Here is a 25,048-nt window from a genome sequence, read left to right on the forward strand (position 1 = left end):
GCATGCGTCCAGCATCTGTACCGTCCCCGGCAACTCTTGGCCTTACCCGGCCAACTGCTGCGGAGGACTTGTCCCGCCTTGGGTGGGATAATCCTGAGTCCCTTGAGCTGCTGTGGACCCTGGCCGCGGCCGGTGATCCCGATATGGCCCTCAATACGTTAATGAGGATCATCGAGTCAGCGCCTGAGATCGGCCCGGCGATGCGTGAAGACGAAACCTTCCGGGTACGGTTGATGGCCCTGTTGGGCGGCTCCTCGGCGTTTGGTGATCACCTTGCCGCCCACCCGGAGACCTGGCGCGAGCTACAGCGCCCGCTGCCGACTCCCACGGAAATGCTGCACACCTTGTTGGAAGAGGTAGGGGCGGAACCGGCGACGTATGCCGAGCAGCCCACTCGTCCTGATACCGCGAGCGCCGATCTGACCTCTCCCGGTACATACCGGGCAGCTCCCGGAGACCACAAGGCATTGCTCAAGGTGGCCTACCGGACGCTCATGATGCGCATCGCCGCTCATGACCTCGCAGGGACTTTCCATTCGCGCAAGGGGCAGTCACGACCGCAGCCGCGGGTGGGTTTCCGTGAAGTCACGCGGCTGACGACGGCCCTCGCTGACGCCTCCTTGACGGCAGCGCTCGCCGGTGCTGTCCGAGTGGTCTACGAGGACCAGCCACTCGATGCGCAGCTGGCAGTCATCGCGATGGGTAAGTGCGGTGCGGGCGAATTGAACTACATCTCCGACGTGGACGTGATCTTCGTGGGTTCGGAGGCAACGCCACGGATCACCCGTCTTGCGTCAGAATTCAATCGAATCGGCTCGGCGTGCTTCTTTGAGGTCGACGCCAACCTGCGCCCGGAAGGCAAGTCTGGTGCACTAGTCCGAACTCTGGATTCGCACGTGGCCTACTACAAGCGGTGGGCGGAAACGTGGGAATTCCAAGCCCAACTAAAAGCGCGGCCGCAGACCGGCTACTTGCCCTTGGGCACGGACTATCTCGACCAGATCGGACCCATGGTGTGGACTGCATCGCAGAGGGAATCCTTCGTGGAAGACGTCCAGGCTATGCGCCGTCGAGTACTGGACAACGTCCCGGAAGATATGCGCCTTCGCGAACTCAAACTCGGCGAGGGCGGTTTGCGGGACGTGGAATTCGCCGTCCAACTATTGCAATTGGTTCATGGCCGCTCAGATGAATCGCTGCGCACGCTGGCGACGGTCGATGCCCTCGCAGCGCTCGTGCGCGCCGGGTATGTCGGACGCGAGGACGGCACCCAGCTCATCGAGGCTTATGAGTTTCTCCGCTTGCTCGAGCACCGCCTCCAGTTGGAGCGCTTCCGCCGTACCCACACATTGCCGGAAAAAGATGACCTCGCGGCGCTGACGTGGTTGGCCATCAATTCAGGATTTCACCCACAGGGGCATCAATCAGCAGCGGATCGGATGAACGCCCACCTGCGGAAGATTCGCCTGCTCATCTCTGAGCTGCACTCGCGCTTGTTCTACCGCCCGCTGTTGAATTCCGTGGCGTCAATGTCTGCGGATGAGCTCAAATTGTCGCGAGAAGCAGCGCTTTTGCAGCTGGCAGCACTTGGCTATCGCCACCCGGATCGCGCCTTCGAGCACCTCACCTCCCTGGCGGCTGGGCAGTCGCGCAAGGCCCGTATCCAGGCCATCCTGCTGCCGACGTTGATGGAGTGGCTCTCAAACACGGCCGATCCAGACATGGGCCTGTTGAATTATCGCAAGCTGTCGGAGGCGGCCTACGACCGAACGTGGTTCCTGCGCATGCTTCGTGACGAAGGCGTCGTCGGCCAGCGCCTCATGAAGATATTGGGCACCTCGCCATTTACATCGGAGCTCATTATCCGCGCGCCGGACGTCGTTAAGCAGCTCTCCGATGGCGCGGCAGGGCCCAAGCTATTGGAAACCAAACCGGCGCAAGTTTCCTCCGCCTTGATTAATTCCACCAAGCGTCACGCGGACCCTGACAAAGCCGTGTCGGTAGCCCGAGCCCTTCGCCGCGCGGAGCTGGCGCGGATCGCTGCCGCGGATCTGCTGGGATTTTTGCCGGTCCAGCAGGTGTGCTTTGAGCTGTCCACCATCTGGAATGCAGTGCTGGAAGCCGCGCTGCGCGCCGAAGTCAGGGCCTGGAGGCTGGAGAACGATGACGCCGAACCACCAGCCCGCATCGCCGTGATTGGAATGGGGCGGCTCGGCGGCATGGAGCTGGGCTTTGGCTCGGACGCCGATGTCATCGTGGTGGCCGAGCCAACCGAAGACAATGCCGAAGAGGAAGCCCTGCCGTGGGCAATTGGCATTATCGAGAAACTGCGCCGCCGTCTGGCAAAGCCTTCCGGGGATCCGCCCTTGGACGTTGATTTGGGCTTGCGACCAGAGGGTCGGTCGGGAGCAGTTGTGCGCTCGATCGAGTCCTATGAGCGTTATTACTCGCAGTGGGGCGAACCCTGGGAGATGCAGGCACTACTCCGCGCGGCTTTCGTGGCGGGGGACAAAGACGTCGGGCAACGTTTCCTCACCATGGTGGATGCCTTCCGCTATCCACCGCAGGGCGTGAGCGAGAAGACCATCCGCGATATCCGCAGAATGAAAGCGCGCGTTGATAACGAGCGTTTGCCGCGCGGCGCTGACCGCAATACCCATACCAAGCTGGGGCGCGGCGGGTTGACCGATATCGAATGGACCGTCCAGCTGCTGCAGATGATGCATGCTCACGACGTGTCGGCGCTCCATGATCCCTCCACGCTGCGCGTTCTCGACGCCCTCGAGGAGAGCGAGGTCATTCCAGTCCAACAAGTGCAGGAGCTGCGAGAGGCCTGGTTGTTGGCCACCGATGCCCGCAACGCCCTGGTATTGGTGCGTGGCAAGCGTGTGGACCAGCTTCCGGCACCGGGCCCTCAACTGGCGCAGGTGGCTGGTGCGGCCGGCTGGGCGCCCGAGCGCAACCAACAATTCCTAGAGCACTACCTCAAAGTCACCCGGCACGCCCGGAAGGTAGTCGACGAGGTGTTTTGGGGTGAGACTGAGTCATTCGAGCACGATTAGTAGAGCACAGCGAGGAGAGGCGTTTATCCTCCCTGACCCGCACCCTGAGTTAACCCGGATCTATCCCTGAACTTAACGCACGCCCCTGTTCAATCAGGTGATAAGCCGTTAGCCTTAGACAGCAGTGAGCGGCACTTGCCCCGCGCCCTTTAAGGAGCCCGAAAAGGAGAACACCATGAGCCTTAATCTTTCTCTCGATCTCAACGCTGCCACGCTGGCTGATCTCGATGCATTCTTGTCCGCGGCCCGAGCCGCCGGGTGCGATCCCGCCGCCGCGCTGAGCGTGGAGGGGACGGTGATGCGGTTGGACGTCGACAAGCCCCGCGTTGTCCCTCCTGAGCCGAAGCCAGAGACCCCACACCGCAGCAGCCTCGATCGCTCCGTCGCAGAGTCAACTATCCGGTCCATCGTTGATGCGCTGTCCGAGCGCCTGGATTCGCCGCATCCCCCGCGCGGTACCTCTTTTGGGACCTTTGGCCCTGGCGCGGATTAAGCCGGCGGTGTGAGAAAAGTCTAAGGTTGTGGCCGTGAAGTCCAAGCAGTTTATCGCCGTGTGGGTCCTCGTTGTGATCGCTGTCATCACCGCCGTCGGCGCAGGCTGGTGGGCCACAGAGAGGCACCAGGTGCCGGAGGGCGCGCTGACCGTGGAGCAGGTGGTCAACGGTGGCGTCCCGCAGGATCAGTCGGTTGATGTTCAGCTCGACCCTGCTGAAAATGACCGCATTGTTTCGCTGGCGGAGGCACTGGGGATCCCGTCGGAATCGGTTCCTCGCGGCCTCTTGTCGGTGGCATCAGACAGGTACCGCTCCCGCCAGATCCTCGAGACTGATCTCAAGAAGGCCGTGGAGGCGGGTGCTATCACGAAAGACGATGCGAAGGGTGTGCTCGCCGCCTTTGACGCCGGGGTCGTCGCCCCAGTGGATGGCCCGATTCTCGTGGAATCGACCCCGGCCGAATAGCCCGATGAACTAGCCCGGCTGGGGCGCCGGCGCAAACACACAGGGACTGGCAGGTGATGCGCAGTCAACGGGGATCTGCCTGGCAGCCGCGGCTCTTAAGCTCACACGCACAGATAACGAATCGATAAAGGTTGGTGCGTTGAGGTGGAGAAACAACGAAAACTACGCGAGCTGCTCAGAACCGCCCTGGGGGTGAGCATTGCCGTCCTTGTTCCGATTGGCGGTGGGCTCGGGGTCTTCGAAGTGGCCAATTCGGTACCCCTTGAGGCGGCGTTGAGCGCCGCGGCACTTCATTAGCGCAGCCCTGAACTAACCAACCTGCACGATGGTGACGTGCGGGCCGCCGTCCTCGCCGCGGCTGCGCAGGATGTGCGTGATGAGAACACCCACGATGCCAATGCACCACGCGCCAAAGACTGCCCAAGCAGCGAGCCGGAAGTCATGGAAGGGGTAGTCGGGCCCGTTGCCCAAGTGATCGAGAACCATGCCGACGAGCTGGGCGCCGATGACCGTGGCGATGAAGCCTCCCATATTGGCCAGGCCCGTCGCCGTGGCGACGACAGTGCGGTCGAGGTTTTCACGGACAATGTCGAAACCGTAATTTGCCACCGGTGTGCACAGGGCTACCAGGCTGATGAGGATGAACAGCGAGAGATAGCTGCCACCGAAGAGGAAGAACAGGGCCCACACCGCGCAGTGGGTAGCCACAAACCCTAAGGCGAGCCACGGGCGGAAACCGCTGGCCCTGGAGGAAAGCTTGCCGTGCAGTGGGCCGACGAGCACCATGCACACGCTAAACCACGTCAGGATCCAGCCGGCGCTAGTCTTAGAAAAATCCATGCCTGCAGTCATCAGCGGCACGCCCCATAGCATGACGAACACGTTGGTGGCCCCCAGGCCGATCCAGTGAATAAAGAATGCCTGCCAGGCTACGGGGGAACGGAAAACGGTGGATAACAGCGCTGCTGTGCTTTCCGGCTTCGCGTTAGGTTTTTCTTTCGGCTTGGGCACGATGCCGAGGGATTCTGGGGAATCCGCAACCGCCACCGCGGCCGCAACGGCGATGAGGATCCCCACTGCGCCCAAGCTAACGAAGGCCATGGTCCACCCGCCCCAGCCCAGCAGCATGGCGAAAGGAAGGGCGGACAAGAACTGACCCAGCTGCCCAAGCGACGAGGTGACCTGAGTGAACATGGGGGTGCGGTGCAGCGGGAACCAGTAGGGGAGAATACGCATCACGGAGAGGAAGGCGGTGGCATCGCCCGCGCCGATGAGCAGGCGGGCGGCGATGGCTACCCAATAATTGCTGGTGAAGCCAAGGAGTACCTGACCCACGCCCATGATGACGGAACCAATGACGAGCAGGCGCCGCGGCCCGAACTTATCGATGAGCATCCCGGTAGGGATCTGCGCCAGCGAATAGATACCCAATTGCACCGCGGTGAACACGGCAATGCGGGAGGCGGCGACCTCGAAGCGATCGATGGCTTCGAGGCCCGCCACGCCAAAGGACGTGCGGCCGGTCATCGCCACGATGTAGACCAACACCGCAGCCACCCACACAGAGAGAGCCTTCGTGGTAATTACATTGCGTGGATGAGGAACCGACATGGCTGATACTTTACGCGTCACCAACTAAGATGCAGGGGGTGAAGTACATTTCGACCCGCGATACCGCCCGCCAGCCCGCCGCCTTTACGGATATCCTCCTTGGAGGTTTGGCCCCTGATGGTGGCCTCTACCTGCCGGAAACCTATCCCCGCATTGATGACGCCACCCTTACCCAGTGGCGCCAGACCTTGGCTGAGGGCGGCTACGCGGCTCTGGCCGCGGAGGTGCTCAAGCTCTTCGTGGACGATATTCCTGCAGAGGACCTCGAGGGGATTGCCCAGCGCGCCTACACCTACCCGAAGTTCGACGATGAGGAAATCGTCCCCGTCAGCGAACTGGGGGAGGGCCTCTACATCGGCCACCTCTCTGAAGGGCCGACGGCCGCTTTCAAGGACATGGCCATGCAGATGTTGGGCGAGCTCTTCGAATACGAGCTGGCCCGCCGTGGGCAAACCCTCAACATCTTGGGCGCTACCTCGGGCGACACCGGTTCCTCGGCGGAGTACGCCATGCGCGGGCGCAAAGGCATCCGTGTCTTCATGCTGACCCCGGCCGGGCGCATGACGCCCTTCCAGCAAGCCCAGATGTTCGGCCTGGATGACCCGAATATCTGCAATATCGCCCTCGACGGCGTGTTTGATGATTGCCAGGATGTGGTCAAGGCGGTATCGGCCGACGCTAACTTCAAGGCAGAAAACCGCATTGGCGCGGTCAACTCCATTAACTGGGCCCGCCTCATGGCGCAGGTGGTCTACTACGTCAACTGCTACCTCAAGGTCACCACGGAGAACACCGAGAAGGTCTCCTTCAGTGTGCCCACCGGCAACTTTGGTGATATCTGCGCCGGCCACATCGCCCGCCAGATGGGCCTGCCCATCGACAAACTCATCGTCGCGACCAATGAGAATGACGTGCTCGATGAGTTCTTCCGCACCGGCAGCTACCGCCCGCGCTCCTCGGAGCAGACGTACAAGACGTCCTCGCCGTCGATGGATATTTCCCGTGCCTCGAACTTCGAGCGCTTCGCCTTTGACCTGCTGGGCCGCGATGCCGCACAAGTTAAGGAGTTGTTTGGAACGAAGGTGAAGGAAGGCGGGTTTAACGTCGACAAGCAGGCGCTCGACGCTGCCCGCGCCGAGTACGGCTTCCTGTCTGGCTCCTCGACCCACGCCGACCGCCTTGCCACCATTAAGGATGTCCACGAGCGCTACAGCGTGCTGGTGGATCCGCACACTGCCGACGGCATCAAGGTTGCCCGCGCAGTTAAGGATGAGTTCGGCGTTGACACTCCCATCGTGTGCCTAGAAACCGCGCTTCCGGTGAAGTTCGCGGAGACCATCGCGGAAGCCATCGGCAGCGAGCCGGAGGTGCCGGAGCGTTTCGCCGGAATTCTGGAAGCCGAGCGCCACGTCACCGATCTGCCCAACGATGCAGCGGCGGTGAAGGATTACATCACGCAGTACATCAAGAGCACGGAGGTTTAAGCCAATGGCACAGGAGCAGTTCTCTGGTCCGGAGTATTTCACCGAGTTTGACCCGGAGAAGTTCATCCGTGACATGAAGCAGGTCGCTGAGATGGAGAAGGAAAATAAGGATCACAAGGCGGACTCGGGTGAGGCTGCATCCGCTCAGGAGGACTAGGACTTACCTTCTGGTGGTGCTCAGCGCGACTGCGCTGGGGGTGGGTGGATGCTCAATGCCTATGGGGGTTGACTCCGTTCCCGAAGCTGCCTCGCGCACGTCCGAGTACACCACTATGACGCCGGCCCCGCCGCAGATGCATACGCCCGATGCCTCCCCGGTGCCGCCGGGTGCGGCGCTGGACATCTCTGCTATGCAGCCGGTTCCCGGTGAAGCCTTTGATTTCAATCTCTGCACGGTGGCGTGGAGCTTCGTGCTTGACGACGCCCGTACCATCGCCGTCACCGCCTCCCATTGCGGTGAGCCAGGGGATACGGTGTGGGCGGGTGCTGCGGACGGGGAATTCGTGTACCCGGCGGAGCCCGTCGGCACTATCATCTATTCCGATCTCAGCTCACCTGACACACACCAGCTCGACTTCGCTTTGGTGGAGATCACGCGGCAGGCGGAGTTTTATGTCCCGCAGGACATGCCTACCAGCGTGGTCGCTGCGGGGCAGGAGGAGCTTCCGGATGAGGTGTGCAAGCTGGGGCGCATCACGGGAGAGACGTGCGGACCACTGACGCATGGAGAAAGCCACGGGAAACTCCAGTTTGGTGAGCGAACGGTGGATACCGTCTCGGCGAGTGCCCGAGTCTGTTCTACGCATGGTGATTCCGGGGCGCCGGTCTTTGGCGCGCCGGGCAGCGCCTTTGAAGGCGTGATCGTCGGGGTTCTGTCGGGGACGACGGAAGCCGCGGCAAGCAGTCAGGGCTGCGCCGACGGGTCGCCGGCGGAGATGTCTTTTACCCCTGCCTCCGACATTGAGGCACTCCTGCCGGAGATTCTGGAGCGGGTTTAGGCGCTAAGATTGAACCCATGCCGACTCCTGATTTTATTGTGTCCCTGCGTGAGAAGATTGGTCACGAGCAGCTCTTCCTTCCCAGCGTGACCGCGGTTATTGTGCGGGCGGTTCCTACCGGTTCTGCGATATGGGAGCTGCCTTCAGTGCTGCTGGCCCAGCGAGCCGACAACGGCACATGGGCCCCCATCTCCGGTATTTGTGAGCCTGGCGAGGAAGTCACGACGACCGCGTTGCGTGAGCTCAAGGAAGAGGTGGGCCTCGATGGCCGCATCGAAGCGCTCCTCGGCGTCGGTCAGGTGGGCCCAGTAGTCTGTCCCAATGGGGATAAGTGCCTCTACATGGATACCGCCATCCGTGTCTCCGTTCCGGATGATGCTGAGCCGGTCATTTCCGATGAGGAGAACCTGGCCGCCCAGTGGTTCTCGGTGGCGCAGATGCCCACCTCAGTCAGCGCCCGTCACCGCATGATCATCGGGGACGCCGTGGCGCAGATGAAACACCCGCAGGGCTTCCGTCCGCGGATGGGCTACGTTAAGCGCAGCTAAAAGTCCAGTTCAAAGGTATTTTCTTTGAGGTTTGTCCGTGGGCTGGGAATCGTTGGAGTTACCGCAAAGTATCATCAGAAACGCATGAAGTGGGTTGATGTTGCCGGCGGTGCTCGATAGCTTCGGGGTCATGATTTCACGCACACTGAAGAAAGTAACCACTGCAACTGCGTTCGTCGCCCTCGCGGGCGGCGTCCTGGGTGCCGGTACTGCCGGTGCGCAGGAACCATCCTCCGCTGACTCCGTGAAGTCCAGCCAGATTCAGGAGCTGAGCTCGCGCCTGTTCGGTGACTCCTTCTCCTCCTCGAAGGATTCGGAAGCACCGGAAGGTTCTGGCTTGATTGAGAAGTATGAAGACATCGACGGTCTGCAGGAGAAGCTGCCGGCTGATGAGGCCCAGAAGGTTCTCAACGGCACCTTCACCGCCAAGAAGAACCCGGCGATTTCCGTGACCTTCAATGAGGATGGAACTCTAACCTACGATGACGGCTGCAACTCTGGTGGCGGCAGCTACAAGCTGGATCAGACCGATGCCATCGTGGTGGAGAACCTGAACTCCACGATGCGTGCCTGCGCCCCGGATGAGATGGCTGATGCCGATGCGCTCAACACCATCCTCACCGCAAAGCCAGTCGTTATCCCCGTGGAGGGCAACACCTTCGCGCTGGGCAGCCAGGGCCAGGCCATTCAGTTCACCAAGGCTGAAAACTAAAGCCTGTTAAGCACCTGACAGCGTGCACTGCGGAGCTAGTTCGAGATTGGGCTAGCTCCGCTTCGCTGTGCGCGCCGTCCTTCGATGAGCCAGCTAATGAAACGGCAGGAGCAAGCAGACCAGTGCGCGACGAGGAGCAACGGGATGCTGAGCGCGATGACGTCGAGAAGCTCCGAGCCATTCACTAGGGCTACCTGGTGCCCGCCCATGCTGACTGTCCCGGGCGGGAAGGTGCAGGCCCACCATGCGGGCGAGTAGTCCACCCAGCGAGCCACATTGGGGTAGAAGGTGATCATGGCATAGAGCGCGAGGGGGACGGCGATCACCATAGCGGTCAGCCCGTAATAGACGGAAACATGACCGGGGTAGAGGATCTGCATCGCGGTGGTGGATTGGCCCACCACGCCCAGCGGAACCCAGGCGGTAGCTGAGTTGGCCCCGGAGAGATTTACCTTGCCGTGCCAAGCGGCCCAATACACGCGGATGAAGGTGGGGACCGCGGTAGAGATCGACATGACGAAAAGAATGGTGCCCATGACGTGGTAGGCATGTCCGTAGTCGAGGGCAAGGAAGCCAGCCACGGAGGATGAAATCATGGGACCAACCAGCGGCAGACCCCAGGTAAAGCGCGGTTCACCGTCGAAGCGGGTGAGCTGAATAGCCCACGTGATGACGGTGACGGGTCCGCCGATCCAAAAGCCGACGAGGCGGAAGGTTCCGATATCCGTCAACCCGGACAGCGCTGCGCCGAGCGCCAGGATGCCGATGAAATACATGGACCATTCAGCCATCGAGGTTCGCGCGAAGCTGGGCTGGCGGTATAGCGCAAAGCCAACCGTCAGCACGAGGAGAATAATGCAGGATAGCGCTGCGAAAACGGCGGAGCCTGTCAGCATGCCCTCCTCAACGAGCAGCCGAGAGACGATGGAGGTACCCATGAGGCTGCCGCCCCACGCGGGGCCGGGCGGCGGTAAGTGGCGGAATCTAGTAGTCACGCGGTTAGCGTAGTTGTTTAGCTCGTGTCGTGCCCCATCGTCATGCCTGATAGAGCGGTGAATTTACTCCGATTTCGCCTGCTCAGTAAGCGGCCCCACATTCCTCAATGTCGCTCCACCAAGAAGTAGGGCGGCCGGTGAGCTGTATCTAGCACATTGCCTGCCGTAGGCCGTTGAAGTAGTAGTTGCCGTCGCCGCCTTGGTAGCACTCGGTCGAGTTGGAGGGCCACATGCTTTGCGCCTGGGAGCAGTCCATGAATCCACCATAGGGGCCAAAGGTTGCCCACTCCATGCTGGGCGCTTTCTGCTGCGGTGCGGCAGGTGCCGGAGCTGGTGCTGTTGCTGGTTTGCTGCTGCTGTTGTTCGCGTTGCGCGCTGGCTTGTTCGGGCCTAACTCCCGACGTGTCTACTATCCGGGGGCAGGCCCCACAGTGGAGTAGCCGCTTCCCGGCCGTCCGCGCAAGTCTAATTCGGTCAACGCCGAGTTAGGCTTTTGGCGTTTTCTCCCGTTTGCGAACTGCTTTTGTCCCATCACAGACACAAAAGCCTAAGCCGGATTGAAGCGAATTGGATTTCTGCGAATCTCTCCGAGTTACTTCCGCACTCCCGCATCGATTTCGCCCTAGGGCGGAAGAAACCAGTGCTGAGAGGTACCTCTTACTTTGTAGCTGCAAACCATGGCGTTGCAGTAACATTTGGTCCACATTCCCTGATTACGAAAGGCTGTCTCATGTCACAGCAACCCGACGATTTATCTCTTGAACTGACCGATGACATTCTCGATGGCGAACTTGTTGAAGAATCGCTCGAGGGAGTCGAAGTCCCCACTGAGCTTGAGGACGTACAAGACCTAGAGACAATGACCGCCGAGCAGGACGCAGCGGCGCAAAAATTCGCCATGGATTTTCTCAAGAAAATCATCCGTCTTCGCGGGGTGCGCATCGATCGCGAAAAATTCCTTGCGCAAGAGCTACGCAAGGTCGGTGTATCCAATGACGTCATTTCACAGGCTCTGAGAAGCACGCCAATACATGCTGAATTAACCTTGGCGCAGCTGGATTCAATTGCAGATTCGACCATTAGCTTTGAGACCACCAAGTCCGCAGCGATTTCTTTCACGGCGGGCCTGCCAGGCGGCCTAGCAATGGCCGCCACCGTTCCTGGCGACATCACTCAGTTCTATGTGCACGCATTCCGCGTGATGCAAAAGCTCGCCTATCTGTACGGCTGGCAGGATCTGCTTGGCGACATGGATGAAGCTGATGATGAAACCGTTGGCAAGCTCGCCGTTTTCTTGGGTGTGATGATGGGCGTGGGTGGCGCCGCGAATAGCCTCATTGCATTCTCAAAACAAGTCGCTCGCCCCGCGATTCAGAAGCAGATTTCTCAAAAAGCTCTGACCAAGACCGCCTGGTTCCCAGTGGTTAAGCAAACCCTCAGGCTCGTGGGTGTCAAGGTCACCAAAGACTCCTTCGCGAAGACAGTCACAAAGGTAATCCCCTTGCTGGGCGGTGCGCTCTCCGGCACGATGACCTTTGCAACCTTGCGGACGCAGTCGCAGCGTCTCAAGGATCACCTGCGCGAACTGCCGCCCCCGGGTGTCGACGGCGCAGAATATCTCGCCATGGTCACGGTGGCCAACGACATCGCCGAACGGTCAGGGTCGACGCGACTCGCGGACTTGGGCTCCTCTGTCAAAGGCGTGTCTGAAAGTGCACTCGGATTAGCTGGAAGCGCGGCTGTAAGTGCACGGGATATCGCAGGCACAGCTGCTCAGGCAACCAAAGAGCAGCTCGGCAGCCTTGGGAGCAATGCTACGGGGCTCGCGAAAGGGCTTCGTGGCCGATTTGCGAAAAACAAAGATACAGACGAGGACTCCACTACATAACTAATTGCCGATGCGCCTGCCAGGGCATTTGCTTCTAATTTAGGAATTTGGTGGGTTGCGTCCCTTAGTGTGGTGTATCTGTGCCCCGGTGATGTCGGTGCCGTGAACGAATGCGGCGACCATCGCGGGTACCTTTCGAATCAACTTCTACCTATCCTCGAAAGGAAGTCCACCGCGATGGCCGCTGCCCCTATCATATCGACCCGACTGCCTATCTCGAAGAACTGCTGCCCCAAGTCTCCCCAGACTTAATGCGCCAAATGCTTGGCGATTTCATCAATCAGATCCTCTCTGCCCAAGCCGATAGCGTCTGCGGTGCTGATTACGCCACCATGTCCGATACTCGCACTAATTCCCGCAACGGCTACCGTCACCGACAACTCGATACCAGGGTGGGCTCTATCGGCATAGCCGTCCCGAAGCTGCGCCGTGGTTCCTTCTTCCCCGACTGGCTTCTTGAACGACGCACCCGCACCGAACGGGCCCTGACTACAGTTATCGCAACGTGCTACCTCAAAAGGGGTCTGGAGAGTAAAGAGAGCGCCCTTTCACACGCGAGGAAAAACGCGCACAAAGAGCTGAGAGATCAGGATGAATATACCCCTTGAAGCGTGCCAGAGTTGCGTGTTTTCGTGAGCTGGGAAGCGCTTTCGGTGTAGGCCGGATCCCGCAGAAATCCCGCACAATTCTGAAAGGCGGATGCTTTCGCCCATTTTCATTGAAATCTGCGGGCATGAAAAAGCCCTGACCTGGGAAAGTAATTTCTCAGATCAGGGCGATTCTGCCAGAAATTAGCAGTCGTAGTACATCTCAAATTCCTGCGGAGTCGGACGCAGGCGGACCGGCGCAATCTCGTTCTCGCGCTTGTAGTTGATGTAGGTCTCGATGAGGTCCTCGGAGAAGACATCGCCCTCGGTGAGGAAGTCGTTGTCTTCCTCGAGTGCTGCGATGGAGGCCTCCAGGGAGGTCGGTGCCTGCGGGATGGAGGCGGCCTCTGCCGGCGGCAGCTCGTAGAGGTCCTTGTCCACCGGAGCGTGCGGCTCGATGCGATTCTTGATGCCGTCGAGGCCCGCCATCATCATGGCAGCGAAACCGAAGTAGGGGTTGCCGGACGGATCCGGCGCGCGGAACTCGATGCGCTTGGCCTTCGGGTTGGAGCCGGTAATCGGGATGCGGATGGCAGCCGAGCGGTTGCGCTGCGAGTACACCAGGTTAATCGGCGCCTCGAAGCCCGGAACCAGGCGGTGGTAGGAGTTTAGGGTGGGGTTCGTGAACGCCAGCACAGCCGGTGCGTGGGCCAGGATGCCGCCGATGTAGTAGCGAGCCATGTCGGACAGGCCAGCGTAGCCAGCCTCATCGTGGAAGAGCGGCTTGCCGTCCTGCCACAGGGACATGTGGGCGTGCATACCGGAACCATTATCGCCAGCCAGCGGCTTCGGCATGAAGGTTACGGACTTACCAAACTGCTCAGCGGTGTTCTTGATGATGTACTTAAAGGTCTGAATATCATCAGCCGCGTGCAGCAGGGAGTTGAAGCGGTAGTTAATCTCGTTCTGACCGCTGCCCACCTCGTGGTGGAAGCGCTCGATGGTGAAACCAGCTTTCTGCAGCTGCTCCACCATGGCATCGCGGACTTCGCCGTGCTTGTCGACGGGTGCCGTCGGGAAGTAGCCGCCCTTCACGCGAGTCTTAAAGCCGGTGTTCGGGGTGCCGTCGAAGTTGGTCTCAGAGCCGCGGTTCCACCAGCCCTCGTCGGTATCAACCTCGTAGAAGCCGTTGTGGACATCGGTGCCGTAGCGAACGGAGTCGAAGATGTAGAACTCAGCTTCAGCGCCGAAGTTACAGGTATCCGCGATGCCGGTGGAGGAGAGGTATTCCTCGGCCTTGCGGGCGATGTTGCGCGGGTCGCGGCTAAAGGGCTCCAGAGTAAACGGGTCGTGGACGAAGAACTTGATGTTCAGGGTCTTCGCGGTGCGGAAGGGATCCACGAAGGCAGTCTTCGGATCCGGCAACAGCGTCATATCGGACTCATCGATGGTGGTGAATCCGCGGATGGAAGAGCCATCGAAGGCGAGGCCGTCGGCGGCTGCGTCTTCAGTAAATTCCTCGGCCGGAATAGAGAAGTGGTGCTCGGTGCCGGGGACGTCCGTAAAGCGGATGTCAACGAACTTGACGTCCTCTTCCTTGATGAATGTGATGACGTCCTGGATTGTCTCAAAGGACACGGTGGTCTCCTGTTGGTTGACGTGTAGTACTCCCGACTAGTTTACAGGTATTGGCTGCATCACTGGGACGCGTGGGCACCTGAAGGCAAAATTTCTGCTCGGGATGGACGGCGGCTAGATTGGTGGGCATGGCAGATAACAACGATGGCATCGGGTCGGGGCAGTGGCCTGGGCAGGCATTGGGCTTGCCCAAGGAAGGGCCAGGTGCCCTGGCGTCGGTAATGCGGCGTACGTTCGGCGTGTTAATTGACTGGATTTTGGCCATGATCATTGCCAACGTTCTCGAGCTCTTCACCGACAATCTGGGCGGTCCCGCCTTCTTGGGTTATGCAGTGTGGGTAGTCATGGGCATCGTGTGCGGGTGGCTGTTCGCCCGCACCCCGGGCATGGCGTTGCTCGGTATGGGCGTGGCGCGCCTCGACGTCCCAGGCACTTCCGTCGGCCTGTGGCGTGCGGTGGTCCGTACCTTGCTGACCGCCGTGCTGTTTCCCGCAGCGATGGTCGATGCCGACGGCCGCGGCCTCCACGACCGCGCCACCGGCACCGCCGTCATCATGGCCTAAGGCTGTTGGGACCAGCGATAAAGCTGCTGGGGTGCGTGAGGCAACAAGGCCGGGAGGCTTCGAAGGCAACGAAAAGGGTCCCTTCCGAACTCTCGGAAGGGACCCTTGTTGTGCTTGGAGCTAGTGGCTTATTTGCCGCCCTTGCGCTCCTGCATGCGGCGCATACGTCGGTTCATGCCCGCCATGTTCTGAGCCTGGCGGGGCATCGGGCCCTTGGGCAGACCAGGGGTGGTGCCCGGCAGATCATCCATCGCCTCGATGCGGCGAATGTTGTCGTAGGTTTCGTTCTTGTTGTAGTTGCGCGGCAGCTTCATAATGTGGCTGCGCAGCTTAGACACGGGAACCTCGTCCTCGCCATTGCCCACGAAGACCTCGTACACCGGCACGCCGCCGGCCATACGGTCCACGCGCTTCTTCAAGCGGTTAAGAGTAGGGCCGACGCGCTTGCGGTCACCCTCGACGACGAAGATGACGCCGGAGTTGCCGATAACGCGGTGGATAAGGTCCTGCTGGCGGGTAGCGGCCACACCAGTCTTGACCTTCCACACCACACCGACGGTGTTGCGCAGCTGCTGCTCCAAGGCCCAGCCGGCGGCGCCAGGCTGATCCTCCACCTTCTTGTACATATCGCGCTCGAGGCGGCGGGTAAACAGGAACATGGCCAGGATAGCGCCGATGCCCAAGCCCAGGATGAGCATGAACCACTCGCCGTTGAAGAGCATGCCGATAAGGAAGAAGAGCAAGCCCATGCCCAAGAATGCAGCCAGCATGATGGGGATGAGCGCCTTGTCCTGCTTGCGCTGCATGTTGAACGCTTGCCACATCTGTGACCAGTTCTGCTTGCGCTGGGCGCGCTTTGCTGCGCGCTCCTGCTTCTTCGCTTCCTTCAGCGATGCCTTGTCGTCGTTAGCCATGGCTCCTACTTTAGAGGTCAGAGGGTCAAAAAGAGAATCGAACTAGCGAATAGTGGACGCCGCAGAGTTCGGGTTCGCTGCACCAGCCGGGGTCTTAACCATTCGCGTGGTCACCGGAGTCTCCTCGGAGGGGCCGTACTTCTCCAGAAGCGTGGAGGCCTCCTGGGCGGTAGCACCCTGGGAAGTCTCAGCCAAGTGCTTCAGGTTCTCCGGAAGCTCGAGGCCGCGGGCCTCCATAGCCTGCACGTAGAGGCGGCCAGCGCGGTAGGAGGAGCGCACCAGCGGACCGGACATGACGCCGCCGAAGCCGAGCTCCTTGGCAAGCTTGGAGTGCTCCACAAACTCCTCTGGGCGCACCCAGCGCTCGATGGGGTGGAAGCGGGGACCGGGGCGCAGGTATTGGGTAATCGTGATGATGTCGCAGCCCACCTCGCGGAGATCGCGAAGGGCTTCCTCGATCTCCTCGGCGGTTTCACCCATGCCCAGGATGAGGTTGGACTTGGTGATCAAACCAAACTCGTGAGCCTGGCGGATGACGTCGAGGGAACGCTCGTAGCGGAAAGCCGGGCGGATGCGCTTGAAGATGCGCGGCACCGTCTCCAGGTTGTGGGCGAAGACCTCAGGGCGGGCTTCAAAAACCTCTTGGAGCAAATCCGGCTTACCGGAGAAGTCCGGGGTGAGGTTCTCCACGCCGGTGTGCGGGTTGAGCTCATGAATCTTGCGCACAACCTCGGCGTAGAGCCAGGCGCCCTCGTCGGGCAGATCATCGCGGGTCACGCCGGTGATGGTGGTGTAGTTGAGATCCATCTCCTGGATGTTCTCGGCCACGCGGCGCGGCTCGTCGCGGTCCAATTCCTCCGGCTTGCCGGTGGCGATATCGCAGAAATCGCAGCGGCGGGTGCACTTGTCACCGCCGATGAGGAAGGTGGCCTCGCGCGATTCCCAGCACTCGTGGATATTGGGGCAGCCGGCCTCCTGGCACACGGTGTGCAGGGAAGCTCCGGATACGCGTGATTTCATGTCCTCATAACCCGGTCCGGTGCGAACCTGGTTGCGGATCCAGCGTGGCTTCTGTTCGATGGGCGACTCCGCATTTTTCTTCTCAATGCGGAGCATCTTGCGTCCTTCAGGCTTAACAGTCACGGAACCTCACTTTACGCGTTAGAGTTAGCTCTTCCTAATACAAGTCCTGCGAGAGCCGGGTTTATTCCACCGAGGGTATCTTCTATTTTCCCTCTGCTGCTTTGCGGGCTTGGCGTGCCTTCTCGTTGGCCACCTTGATGGGATCAGGCGCCGAGGCGAAGGTGTGGTCGGCCACGGTGAGTTCACCTGAGAGGGCTTTGAGGACGGCGTCGAGAAGCGGCGCTTCCGCTTCCTGAATGGTGACCTCGCGGCCAAGCTCCAGCGAGAGCGTGGACACGTCGGCATCGTCGATGCCGCAGGCCACGATGTGCTCGTAGTACTCCAGGGTATTGGTGCAATTGAGGGCGAGGCCGTGCATGGTTACGCCGCGGGTAACGCGGATGCCTAGCGCACCCAACTTGCGGTCGCGCTTCGGGGCGGCCGGATCGGCGGCGCGGGTGGTGGAGGGGACCCACACGCCCGAGCGGCCATCGATGCGCCCGGCGGTGCTCACTCCAAGTTCACGGACGGCCTGGATGATGGCTTCCTCGAGGCGGCGGACATAGTCAACGACGTCGACCGGCTCGGCCAGTTTAATGATGGGGTAGACAACCAGCTGGCCCTCGCCGTGCCAGGTGATACGTCCGCCGCGGTCAACGTCAATGACCGGCAGGCCGTTATCGGGCATATCCTCCGGCTGCGTGCGCTTGCCGGCGGTATAGACGTTGGGGTGCTCCACCACGAGGATGACATCACCCTGCGTACCCGCCGCGCGTGCTGCGGCGAGCTCGGCCTGCAGATCCCATGTTTCTTGGTAGCCCATGCGGCCCAAGCGGCGGATCTCCAGTGGCTCGTCGGAAGCGCGAATAGAGCGGTTGGCGGGAAAGAAAGGTTCGCGGGGAGCAGTCATGGATACCCATGCTAGTCCCCGCGAAGATTCAGCCAGACAAGGGCTGAATGCGTGCTGTTCAGGCGCAGATTTAGGCCACGCCGTTGGCGGAGGCGTACTCCTCAGCGGTCATCAGCTCGCCGGCTTCGGTGACCTCGACCTCGAAGAGCCAGCCCTCACCGAAGGGATCGTTGTTGATGACGGCGTAGTCATCGTGCACACCCTCGTTGACGGCGGTCACGGTACCGGTGACCGGGGAGTAGAGGTCAGACACGGACTTGGTGGACTCCACCTCGCCACAGGTCTCGCCGTGCTCGACGGTATCGCCCACGGCCGGCAGCTCGGCGAAGACGACCTCCCCCAGGCGGTCGGTGGCCACGGAGGTGATGCCGACGCGGACGGTGGAACCGACGACGGAATCAGCAGCTGCGTTAATCCACTCGTGGTCCTCGGAGTAAGAAAAATCGGAAGGAAGATTAGCCATGAGAAGGGATGTCCTTTCGGTAGATGGATTCAGTAGTGGAGTTTACTTCTCGCGCTTGTAGAAGGGCAGCGCGGACACTTCGAAGGGGTAGCGCTTGCCGCGGATGTCGATCTCCACGGCGTCGCCAGCCTCCAAGCCTGCGGCGGTATCGATGAGCGCGAGCGCGACAGGGTGGCCCAGGGTGGGGGAGGGCTGGCCGGAGGTCACCGTGCCCACCTTGTTCTCACCAACGAAGACCTCCGCTCCGGCGCGGGCGGCGCGGCGCTGCGAGGAAACCAGGCCGGTAATAACGGCCTGCGGGCCTTCTTCGGCGCGCTGGCGCAGCACCTTTGCACCCACGAAGTCCTGCTCCTTCTTGGCAAAGGCGCGGGACATACCGGCCTCGACCGGAGTGATGTCGCGGGTGAGCTCGTTGCCGTAGAGCGGCATGCCGGCCTCCAAGCGCAGCGAGTCGCGCGCAGCCAGGCCGCAAGGCTTAATACCGTATTCTTCGCCGGCCTTGAGCAGCTCTTCCCACAGCTCCGGGGCATCGGAGTTGTAGACGATGAGCTCGAAGCCGTCCTCGCCGGTGTAGCCGGTACGGCAGATGAAAGCGTACTTGCGCGCCACCTTGCCGGTCATTGCGGCGTAGTAGGGCAGGTCCATCACGGCCTGCTGCTTGGTGTCCTCCACCAGCGGGACGAGAATCTCCAGCGCCTTCGGGCCCTGGACAGCAATCATGGCCACATCGCGGGACTCGTTCTTCAGGTCTACGTCGAAGCCCTCGGCGCGCTCGTTGAGAGCCTCCCACACGGTATCGGCGTTGCCGGCATTCGGCACGACGAGGAACTTGGTCTCCTCCAAGCGGTAGGTGATGAGGTCATCCATGATGCCGCCATCCTCGGCGCAGATCATGGAGTACTTTGCCTTGCCCACCTTGAGGGGAACCAGGTTGGAGATGAAGCAGTAGGACAGGAACTCGGCGGCGTCCGGGCCGTTGACCCAGATTTCACCCATGTGGGACAGGTCGAAGAGGCCGGCGGCTCCGCGCACCGCGCGGTGCTCCTCAAGCTCGTTGTCATATTTCAGCGGCATCTCCCACGGCCCGAAGGGCGTGAAAGTGGCGCCGAGCTTCTCGTGCTCAGCGTGCAGCGGGGAGTGCAGGTAGTCAGTCATTGATTAAACCTCCTGGTTGTCGTCGGAGTAGTCAAAAGCCTCTGGCGGCGGGCAGGTGCACACCAGGTTGCGGTCACCATAAGCCTCGTCGATGCGGCGCACCGGCGGGAAGTACTTGTTGGCGCGCAGCGAGGTCACCGGGTAGGCGGCCTGCTGGCGGGTGAAGGTGAAGTCCCATTCGTCGGCCGCGACGGATTCGGCGGTGAACGGAGCATGGTGGATGACGGAGTCCTCGTAGGCCACCTGGCCGTCGATGATCTCCTGGATTTCGGCGCGGATGGAGCGCATGGCCTCGATGAAGCGGTCCAGCTCACCCAGGTCTTCAGACTCGGTGGGCTCCACCATGAGGGTGCCGGCCACTGGGAAGGACAGGGTCGGCGCGTGGAAGCCATAGTCCACGAGGCGCTTGGCCACGTCGGCGGCGGTGACGCCGGAGGCATCGGTCAGCTCGCGCAGGTCAAAGATGCACTCGTGAGCCACCAGGCCGGCATTGCCCGTGTAGAGCACAGGGAAGGAATCCTTCAGGCTCTGCGCCAGGTAGTTCGCGCCGAGGATGGCGTGGCTCGTGGCCTCCGTGAGTCCTTGGGCGCCAATCATGGCCAGGTAGGACCAGGAAATTGGCAGCACGCCGGCGGAACCGTAGCGCGATGCGGTGGACGGCACGCCGGTGGTCTCCGCAGTCGGTTGCGAGGGATCCAGTTTGGGGTCGTTGGCATCGGCCGGCAGGAAGGGCACCAAGTGCTTGGCGACGCCCACCGGGCCCACACCCGGGCCACCGCCGCCGTGCGGGATGGTGAAGGTCTTGTGCAGGTTCAGGTGGGACACATCGCCGCCGAAGGCACCCGGACGGGCCCAACCGGCTAGCGCGTTCATGTTGGCGCCGTCGATGTAGACCTGGCCGCCGGCCGCGTGGACCTTGTCGCAGACCTCGCGCACCTCGGGGTCGAAGACGCCGTGGGTGGAGGGGTAGGTAATCATGATGCCGGCGATGTGCTCGCCATGCTGCTCAATCTTGGCGTCGAGGTCGGCGAGGTCAATCGAGCCATCGTCGGCGGTCTTGACCACGACGACGCGCAGGTTGGCCAAGGTGGCTGAGGCCGCATTGGTGCCGTGCGCGGAGGCCGGGATGAGGATGACATCGCGGCCGTGATCGCCGTTGGCCACGTGGTAGTGGCGAATGGCCAGAAGGCCGGCCAGCTCGCCCTGGGAGCCGGCGTTGGGCTGGATGGAGACCTGGGCGTAGCCGGTAATCTCGGCGAGCCAGGACTCGAGTTCGTCGATCAGCGCGCGCCAGCCCGCGGTGGTCTCCTCCGGGGCATACGGGTGGATGCCGGCGAATTCCGGCCAGGAGATGGGCTCCATCGCGGCGGTGGGGTTGAGCTTCATCGTGCACGAGCCCAGAGGGATCATCGTGCGGTCCAGGGCCAGGTCCTTATCCGCCAAGGTGCGCAGGTAGCGCAGCATCTGGGTCTCGGAGTGGATGGAGTTGAAGATCTCGTGCTGCAGCGGGGCCTCGGCGCGCTGGACGGAGGACGGAATCTCGAAGGAGCCAGACGCGGCTGGCTCGGAGTTAGCGGAGGACTCGGCGCCGAAGACGGCGGCGAGGATGTTGACATCCTCGTTGGTGGCGGACTCACCGAAGGAGACCGAGACCTTGTCCGAGCCGATGGTGCGCACCAGGTAGCCCTGCTCCTGCAGCTGGGTCTTGATGGCCGCGGCATCCACGCCGGTGACGGTCACGGTGTCGAAGAAGTCGCGGGAGACAATCTCCTTGCCCGCGTCGGTGACGGCCGCAGCGAAAGCAGAAGCGCGGTCGTGGACGCGTTGCGCGATGACCTTGAGGCCCTCAGGCCCGTGGTACACCGCGTACATGGAGGCCACGTTGGCCAGAAGTGCTTGGGCGGTGCAGATGTTGGAGGTCGCGCGCTCGCGGCGGATGTGCTGCTCACGAGTCTGCAGTGCGAGGCGGTAGGCGGGGCGGCCGGCGGCGTCCTTCGACACGCCCACGATGCGGCCGGGCAGCTGGCGCTTGAGCTTGTCCGTAACAGACATGAAGGCCGCGTGCGGGCCGCCGAAGAAGAGCGGCACGCCGAAGCGCTGTGAGGATCCGAGAACCACGTCCGCGCCCATCTCGCCGGGGGCTTCCAAGAGAAGCAGTGATAGGGGGTCAGCCACGACGGCGGCTAGGGCGCCGCGGGTGTGCAGCTCCTCGATGGCAGCGCGGGGGTCGACGATATCGCCCTCGGTTCCGGTGTAGGCCAGAACTGCGCCAACGAGGTCTTCGCCGACGATGCCATCGCGGACATCAGCAATCTCGACCTCCAGCTCGATGGCGCGGGCACGCTCAGCGGCCACGGCCAGAACCTGCGGGTGCAGGCGCGAATCGAGCAGCACGCGGCGGCCCTTCTTCACCGCGCGGGCCATGAGGCCGACGGCTTCGGCGGTGGCGGAGGCTTCGTCGAGAAGCGAGGCGTTCGCGATGGGAAGACCGGTCAGGGACTCAATCATGGTCTGGAAATTCAGCAGCGCCTCGAGGCGGCCCTGGGAAATCTCCGGCTGGTAGGGCGTGTATGCGGTGTACCAGCCGGCATCCTCCAGCAGCCCGCGGCGGATGACCGCCGGGGTGAGGGTATCGGAATAACCCTGGCCGTAAAAGGACTTCAGCACGACGTTCTGGGAGGCGTACTCGCGCAGCTTCGCTTGCGCGTCATCTTCGCTCAAAGCCTCCGGGAGGTTCAGCGCCTCGGTGGCGCGGATGGAGGTGGGCAGGGCGGCATCGACGAGTGCCTCCACGCTGTCGTAGCCCACTGCCTTGAGCATCGTCTCACGCTCGGCCGCATCGGGGCCGAGGTGGCGAGAGATGAAATCCATGTGTTTTATCTCCTTTGTGGCGTTAGATTGTGTGACCTAAACTGCCCCAAGTATAAGGCGTAGGCCATGACATTAGCCCCGGTTACCCCTGACATGGAGGCGCAGCGCTACGGCGGTCGCTACCGCGACGGTGAGGCCGATGACGAAGGCCGTGGAATAGCCAACGGCAGGGCCCAAAAGTGACAGGATGAAAGGCGCAAAGAAACCCAGATAGGTCAGTGAATAAAACACCCCCGTCGCTGCGCCGAGCTCCTCTGCGTCGGCGATGGCTTGGGTCTCCGCGAGTCCGCTGAGCATGCCGATTCCATAGGAGCTGCCCATGATGATAGCTGCGATAGGCAGGAGAAAAACTGCCCAACCATGCTGAGCCGCAGCGAGGACGGCGAGGCACAGTGCCATTCCTACTGCGGCCAGCGCCATGCCGTGGAACGAGGTCACGCGGATGCGGCCAGCCAGTTGCTGGATAACCACGCCGCTGCCCATGGTGAGAAGCGCGCACAGGCCGGCGACAAGAACGGGGTGGCGTAGGTGCTCGCTGAGCTGCGCGGGCAGGAACACAAAGGCGGTGGTGGCGGAGCCGAAGACCCATGGTGCATAGGCCACGACCGGTAAGTAGCGGGGAGTAATCAGGCTGGTCGGGACAAAAGAATGGCGCCTCGAAGCTGCCTGTGCAGATCGCTGTTCCGGCACCGTCCACACGAGTGGGACCACGATGAGTGCTAGTCCGATGTGCAAAAGATAAGGCACAACGGTGGGCCAGGGGAGGAACTCGGCGGCGATACCAGCTACGCCGGGCGCCGATGCGAAACCGGCCGACAGGGCTATGGAAGAACGCTTGGCTCCAACGCTCAGGTGTGTGCTGAGCTCCTTTATCCAGGCTGCGCCAGAAGACATGGCGAGGCCCACGGCGGCACCGGCGCACAGGCGACCGATCAACAAGGGGAGGAAGGCGCCGCCTGCGCCGCTAAGGAAAACGAGGGAACCGACGGTGGTGGTGAGGACAGCTGGGCGCATGATGGCGCGGCGCCCTAGCGAATCCGAAAGCGGACCACCGATGAATAGAGCGACCATGATGCCGAGGGCATAGATGCCAAAAAGGAAGGTTGTCTGCAGAACCCCGAGGGAGGTGGTGGTTTGGTAGACCACGACCATGGGGGCGAAGAGATTAGCGCCGCAGGCGACGAGAAACATACCGAGTACGACGCGAAACCACTTCTGAGAAACCATGCGGCTCAGTCTAGTGTGCTGAGTCACAGGTGTCGGGTCTTGGTGACAAGACGGATAAAGAAAACGCGCCTAACTGACAAAGTTGGCGCCGATCTCTGAGGATCTGAAGGAAACTTCGTCAGTTTTGGAGGGGTAGCGGTTCCTCTGAGCGATGTCACCGAGCTGTGTTTGTGGGATGGAGGAAAGCAGGGCGAAAACGACGAGGCTCCCCCGCCGCAGTGGCGGGGGAGCAAGCCTAGGGCTTAGAGGGCTTCGAAGCCTTAGAGGTCAAGGTCGGCTTCGAAATCTGCAGTTTCGAGGCGGTCCTTGATGGTCGTGATGAAGCGACCAGCGTCGGCACCGTCGACCACCTGGTGGTCGTAGGTGAACGGCAGGTAGCACATCTGGCGGATAGCGATGGCGTCCTGGCCGTCCTCGGTGACGACAACCGCGCGCTTGGTAATAGCGGCGGTGCCCAGGATGCCGGCCTGCGGCGGAACCAGAATCGGGGTATCCAGCAGGGCGCCCTCGGAGCCAATGTTGGTCACGGTGAAGGTTGCACCGGTCAAATCGTTCGGCTTGAGCTTGTTGTTGCGTGCCTTGTCAGCCAGCTCGGCGATCTTCTGAGCGATCTCCGGAAGCGTCAGCTCCTGAGCCTTGTGGATGACCGGGGTGAGCAGGCCCTTCGGGGTGTCTACGGCGATGGCCACGTTGACGTCAGCGTGGTAGGTCATCTCCTTGGTCTCCGGGTTGTAGGAAGCGTTGACGTTCGGGTGGGACACCAGTGCCTCAACGGTTGCCTTCACGATGAACGGCAGGAAGGAGAGGTTGGCCTCGTACTTGTCAATGAACGCCTGCTTGGACTGCTTGCGCATATCCCAGATGGCAGTCATATCGACTTCCTGGACGTGGGTCAGCTGAGCGGAGATCTGGAGGGCCTCAACCATCTTGGACGCCGTGATCTCGCGGATACGGTTGACCTTCTGGGTGGTGCCGATGAGCTCCTGCTTCTCCGGATCCACGGACTTGGTGGACCAGCGAGCACGCGGGCTGCTGGAAGCTGCCTTAGCGGAGGAAGCCGGTGCCTCACCCTCGCCAGCAGCGGCCAGCACGTCCTGCTTGCGGATGCGGCCGCCAACACCGGTGCCAGAGACGGTGGAGAGATCCACGCCGTGCTTCTCAGCCAGCTTGCGTACCAGCGGAGTGACGTACGGGACGTTGTCACCGTTATTGACCTTCGTAGAGGTCTCGGAAGCCTTCGGCTCAGCGGACGCGGCCGGCTTCTCGTCCTTCTTCTCAGCCTTGGCCTCGGACTTCTCCTCGGCCTTCTTGTCGGCCTTTTCCTCTGCCTTCGGCTCTTCC

Annotated in this window: 23 protein-coding genes and 1 pseudogene; 11 read left to right on the top strand and 13 right to left on the bottom strand. The window is 61.7% G+C overall.

Features of this window, described 5'->3' with window-relative positions; all coding sequences use genetic code 11:
* Window positions 1–2: 2 nt before the first annotated feature.
* The 3 genes from HMPREF2604_RS01900 to HMPREF2604_RS01910 all read left to right on the top strand — a co-directional run bounded on the left by HMPREF2604_RS01900 (window position 3) and on the right by HMPREF2604_RS01910 (window position 4,021).
* Window positions 3–3,062, top strand: coding sequence for a bifunctional [glutamine synthetase] adenylyltransferase/[glutamine synthetase]-adenylyl-L-tyrosine phosphorylase (locus HMPREF2604_RS01900; RefSeq protein WP_070562722.1), 3,060 nt, complete (start codon window positions 3–5; stop codon window positions 3,060–3,062).
* Window positions 3,063–3,237: 175 nt separating this feature from the next.
* Window positions 3,238–3,555, top strand: a complete 318-nt coding sequence (locus HMPREF2604_RS01905) for a hypothetical protein (RefSeq protein WP_070562725.1) — start codon at window positions 3,238–3,240, stop codon at window positions 3,553–3,555.
* Window positions 3,556–3,589: 34 nt separating this feature from the next.
* Complete coding sequence (locus HMPREF2604_RS01910; RefSeq protein WP_227485674.1) at window positions 3,590–4,021, top strand: hypothetical protein; 432 nt, start codon at window positions 3,590–3,592, stop codon at window positions 4,019–4,021.
* Between the two features lie 162 nt (window positions 4,022–4,183).
* Here HMPREF2604_RS01910 and HMPREF2604_RS14420 read toward each other — a convergent pair whose 3' ends face one another.
* A complete protein-coding gene (locus tag HMPREF2604_RS14420; RefSeq protein WP_255365899.1) occupies window positions 4,184–4,315 on the bottom strand; it encodes a hypothetical protein in 132 nt (43 codons plus the stop codon).
* A 15-nt stretch (window positions 4,316–4,330) separates the two neighbouring features.
* Window positions 4,331–5,632 carry an MFS transporter gene (locus HMPREF2604_RS01915; RefSeq protein ID WP_070562728.1) on the bottom strand — a complete coding sequence of 434 codons (1,302 nt, stop codon included), beginning with the start codon at window positions 5,630–5,632 and terminating at the stop codon, window positions 4,331–4,333.
* A 38-nt stretch (window positions 5,633–5,670) separates the two neighbouring features.
* Here HMPREF2604_RS01915 and thrC point away from each other — a divergent pair, with 38 nt between their 5' ends.
* From thrC to HMPREF2604_RS01935, 5 genes are all read left to right on the top strand, one after another.
* Window positions 5,671–7,116, top strand: a complete 1,446-nt coding sequence (gene thrC, locus HMPREF2604_RS01920) for a threonine synthase (RefSeq protein ID WP_070562732.1) — start codon at window positions 5,671–5,673, stop codon at window positions 7,114–7,116.
* Window positions 7,117–7,120: 4 nt separating this feature from the next.
* On the top strand, window positions 7,121–7,273 hold the full coding sequence (locus tag HMPREF2604_RS14030; RefSeq protein WP_168162980.1) for a hypothetical protein: 153 nt from the start codon (window positions 7,121–7,123) through the stop codon (window positions 7,271–7,273).
* A 61-nt stretch (window positions 7,274–7,334) separates the two neighbouring features.
* Window positions 7,335–8,114 carry a S1 family peptidase gene (locus HMPREF2604_RS01925; RefSeq protein ID WP_246818358.1) on the top strand — a complete coding sequence of 260 codons (780 nt, stop codon included), beginning with the start codon at window positions 7,335–7,337 and terminating at the stop codon, window positions 8,112–8,114.
* A gap of 17 nt (window positions 8,115–8,131) precedes the next feature.
* On the top strand, window positions 8,132–8,662 hold the full coding sequence (locus HMPREF2604_RS01930) for an NUDIX hydrolase (RefSeq protein ID WP_070562734.1): 531 nt from the start codon (window positions 8,132–8,134) through the stop codon (window positions 8,660–8,662).
* 130 nt (window positions 8,663–8,792) lie between these two features.
* Complete coding sequence (locus tag HMPREF2604_RS01935) at window positions 8,793–9,374, top strand: META domain-containing protein (protein ID WP_232755530.1); 582 nt, start codon at window positions 8,793–8,795, stop codon at window positions 9,372–9,374.
* A gap of 35 nt (window positions 9,375–9,409) precedes the next feature.
* On the opposite strand, the gene HMPREF2604_RS01940 is transcribed toward HMPREF2604_RS01935, so the two are convergent.
* Both HMPREF2604_RS01940 and HMPREF2604_RS14035 read right to left on the bottom strand, forming a co-directional pair.
* Window positions 9,410–10,369, bottom strand: coding sequence for a TDT family transporter (locus HMPREF2604_RS01940; protein ID WP_083299150.1), 960 nt, complete (start codon window positions 10,367–10,369; stop codon window positions 9,410–9,412).
* A gap of 148 nt (window positions 10,370–10,517) precedes the next feature.
* Window positions 10,518–10,661, bottom strand: a complete 144-nt coding sequence (locus HMPREF2604_RS14035) for a hypothetical protein (RefSeq protein WP_158011570.1) — start codon at window positions 10,659–10,661, stop codon at window positions 10,518–10,520.
* Window positions 10,662–11,099: 438 nt separating this feature from the next.
* Here HMPREF2604_RS14035 and HMPREF2604_RS01945 point away from each other — a divergent pair, with 438 nt between their 5' ends.
* Window positions 11,100–12,257, top strand: a complete 1,158-nt coding sequence (locus tag HMPREF2604_RS01945) for an EcsC family protein (protein ID WP_070519761.1) — start codon at window positions 11,100–11,102, stop codon at window positions 12,255–12,257.
* Window positions 12,258–12,454: 197 nt separating this feature from the next.
* Window positions 12,455–12,775, top strand: a pseudogene (locus HMPREF2604_RS01950) (transposase); the annotation flags it as partial.
* A gap of 273 nt (window positions 12,776–13,048) precedes the next feature.
* Here HMPREF2604_RS01950 and glnA read toward each other — a convergent pair.
* Window positions 13,049–14,482, bottom strand: coding sequence for a type I glutamate--ammonia ligase (glnA, locus tag HMPREF2604_RS01955; protein ID WP_070519765.1), 1,434 nt, complete (start codon window positions 14,480–14,482; stop codon window positions 13,049–13,051).
* Window positions 14,483–14,610: 128 nt separating this feature from the next.
* Between glnA and HMPREF2604_RS01960 the strand changes: the two genes are divergently transcribed.
* Complete coding sequence (locus HMPREF2604_RS01960; RefSeq protein ID WP_070520142.1) at window positions 14,611–15,045, top strand: RDD family protein; 435 nt, start codon at window positions 14,611–14,613, stop codon at window positions 15,043–15,045.
* A 128-nt stretch (window positions 15,046–15,173) separates the two neighbouring features.
* On the opposite strand, the gene HMPREF2604_RS01965 is transcribed toward HMPREF2604_RS01960, so the two are convergent.
* From HMPREF2604_RS01965 to sucB, 8 genes are all read right to left on the bottom strand, one after another.
* Window positions 15,174–15,959 carry a DUF4191 domain-containing protein gene (locus tag HMPREF2604_RS01965; RefSeq protein ID WP_070519767.1) on the bottom strand — a complete coding sequence of 262 codons (786 nt, stop codon included), beginning with the start codon at window positions 15,957–15,959 and terminating at the stop codon, window positions 15,174–15,176.
* 42 nt (window positions 15,960–16,001) lie between these two features.
* The gene (lipA, locus tag HMPREF2604_RS01970; RefSeq protein ID WP_039676162.1) at window positions 16,002–17,075 is read right to left on the bottom strand and encodes a lipoyl synthase; all 1,074 of its coding nucleotides are present in this window, start codon (window positions 17,073–17,075) and stop codon (window positions 16,002–16,004) included.
* 109 nt (window positions 17,076–17,184) lie between these two features.
* Entirely contained in the window at window positions 17,185–17,991 is an 807-nt protein-coding gene (gene lipB, locus HMPREF2604_RS01975; protein WP_070562737.1) for a lipoyl(octanoyl) transferase LipB, read from the bottom strand.
* 70 nt (window positions 17,992–18,061) lie between these two features.
* Window positions 18,062–18,454 carry a glycine cleavage system protein GcvH gene (gene gcvH / locus HMPREF2604_RS01980; protein ID WP_070562740.1) on the bottom strand — a complete coding sequence of 131 codons (393 nt, stop codon included), beginning with the start codon at window positions 18,452–18,454 and terminating at the stop codon, window positions 18,062–18,064.
* 42 nt (window positions 18,455–18,496) lie between these two features.
* A complete protein-coding gene (gene gcvT / locus HMPREF2604_RS01985) occupies window positions 18,497–19,609 on the bottom strand; it encodes a glycine cleavage system aminomethyltransferase GcvT (RefSeq protein ID WP_070519776.1) in 1,113 nt (370 codons plus the stop codon).
* 3 nt (window positions 19,610–19,612) lie between these two features.
* Window positions 19,613–22,480, bottom strand: a complete 2,868-nt coding sequence (gene gcvP / locus HMPREF2604_RS01990) for an aminomethyl-transferring glycine dehydrogenase (protein ID WP_070562744.1) — start codon at window positions 22,478–22,480, stop codon at window positions 19,613–19,615.
* 72 nt (window positions 22,481–22,552) lie between these two features.
* Window positions 22,553–23,707, bottom strand: coding sequence for an MFS transporter (locus HMPREF2604_RS01995; RefSeq protein ID WP_070562747.1), 1,155 nt, complete (start codon window positions 23,705–23,707; stop codon window positions 22,553–22,555).
* 260 nt (window positions 23,708–23,967) lie between these two features.
* Window positions 23,968–25,048, bottom strand: a 1,081-nt coding sequence (sucB, locus tag HMPREF2604_RS02000) for a 2-oxoglutarate dehydrogenase, E2 component, dihydrolipoamide succinyltransferase (RefSeq protein ID WP_070562750.1), incomplete at its 5' end; no start/stop codon positions are given.

Origin of the sequence: Corynebacterium sp. HMSC055A01, assembly GCF_001809405.1 — a bacterium.
In the GTDB taxonomy this organism is placed as follows: domain Bacteria; phylum Actinomycetota; class Actinomycetes; order Mycobacteriales; family Mycobacteriaceae; genus Corynebacterium; species Corynebacterium hesseae.

Excerpts from the sequence above, each read along its gene's own strand:
- HMPREF2604_RS01900 (WP_070562722.1), top strand. The coding sequence starts at position 3 with ATGCGTCCAGCATCTGTACCGTCCCCGGCAACTCTTGGCCTTACCCGG.
- HMPREF2604_RS01905 (WP_070562725.1), top strand. The coding sequence starts at position 3,238 with ATGAGCCTTAATCTTTCTCTCGATCTCAACGCTGCCACGCTGGCTGAT.
- HMPREF2604_RS14420 (WP_255365899.1), bottom strand. The coding sequence starts at position 4,315 with ATGAAGTGCCGCGGCGCTCAACGCCGCCTCAAGGGGTACCGAATTGGC.
- HMPREF2604_RS01915 (WP_070562728.1), bottom strand. The coding sequence starts at position 5,632 with ATGTCGGTTCCTCATCCACGCAATGTAATTACCACGAAGGCTCTCTCT.
- HMPREF2604_RS14030 (WP_168162980.1), top strand. The coding sequence starts at position 7,121 with ATGGCACAGGAGCAGTTCTCTGGTCCGGAGTATTTCACCGAGTTTGAC.
- HMPREF2604_RS01925 (WP_246818358.1), top strand. The coding sequence starts at position 7,335 with ATGGGGGTTGACTCCGTTCCCGAAGCTGCCTCGCGCACGTCCGAGTAC.
- HMPREF2604_RS01930 (WP_070562734.1), top strand. The coding sequence starts at position 8,132 with ATGCCGACTCCTGATTTTATTGTGTCCCTGCGTGAGAAGATTGGTCAC.
- HMPREF2604_RS01935 (WP_232755530.1), top strand. The coding sequence starts at position 8,793 with ATGATTTCACGCACACTGAAGAAAGTAACCACTGCAACTGCGTTCGTC.
- HMPREF2604_RS14035 (WP_158011570.1), bottom strand. The coding sequence starts at position 10,661 with ATGGAGTGGGCAACCTTTGGCCCCTATGGTGGATTCATGGACTGCTCC.
- HMPREF2604_RS01945 (WP_070519761.1), top strand. The coding sequence starts at position 11,100 with ATGTCACAGCAACCCGACGATTTATCTCTTGAACTGACCGATGACATT.
- HMPREF2604_RS01960 (WP_070520142.1), top strand. The coding sequence starts at position 14,611 with ATGGCAGATAACAACGATGGCATCGGGTCGGGGCAGTGGCCTGGGCAG.
- HMPREF2604_RS01965 (WP_070519767.1), bottom strand. The coding sequence starts at position 15,959 with ATGGCTAACGACGACAAGGCATCGCTGAAGGAAGCGAAGAAGCAGGAG.
- lipA (WP_039676162.1), bottom strand. The coding sequence starts at position 17,075 with ATGCTCCGCATTGAGAAGAAAAATGCGGAGTCGCCCATCGAACAGAAG.
- lipB (WP_070562737.1), bottom strand. The coding sequence starts at position 17,991 with ATGACTGCTCCCCGCGAACCTTTCTTTCCCGCCAACCGCTCTATTCGC.
- gcvH (WP_070562740.1), bottom strand. The coding sequence starts at position 18,454 with ATGGCTAATCTTCCTTCCGATTTTTCTTACTCCGAGGACCACGAGTGG.
- gcvT (WP_070519776.1), bottom strand. The coding sequence starts at position 19,609 with ATGACTGACTACCTGCACTCCCCGCTGCACGCTGAGCACGAGAAGCTC.
- gcvP (WP_070562744.1), bottom strand. The coding sequence starts at position 22,480 with ATGGATTTCATCTCTCGCCACCTCGGCCCCGATGCGGCCGAGCGTGAG.
- HMPREF2604_RS01995 (WP_070562747.1), bottom strand. The coding sequence starts at position 23,707 with ATGGTTTCTCAGAAGTGGTTTCGCGTCGTACTCGGTATGTTTCTCGTC.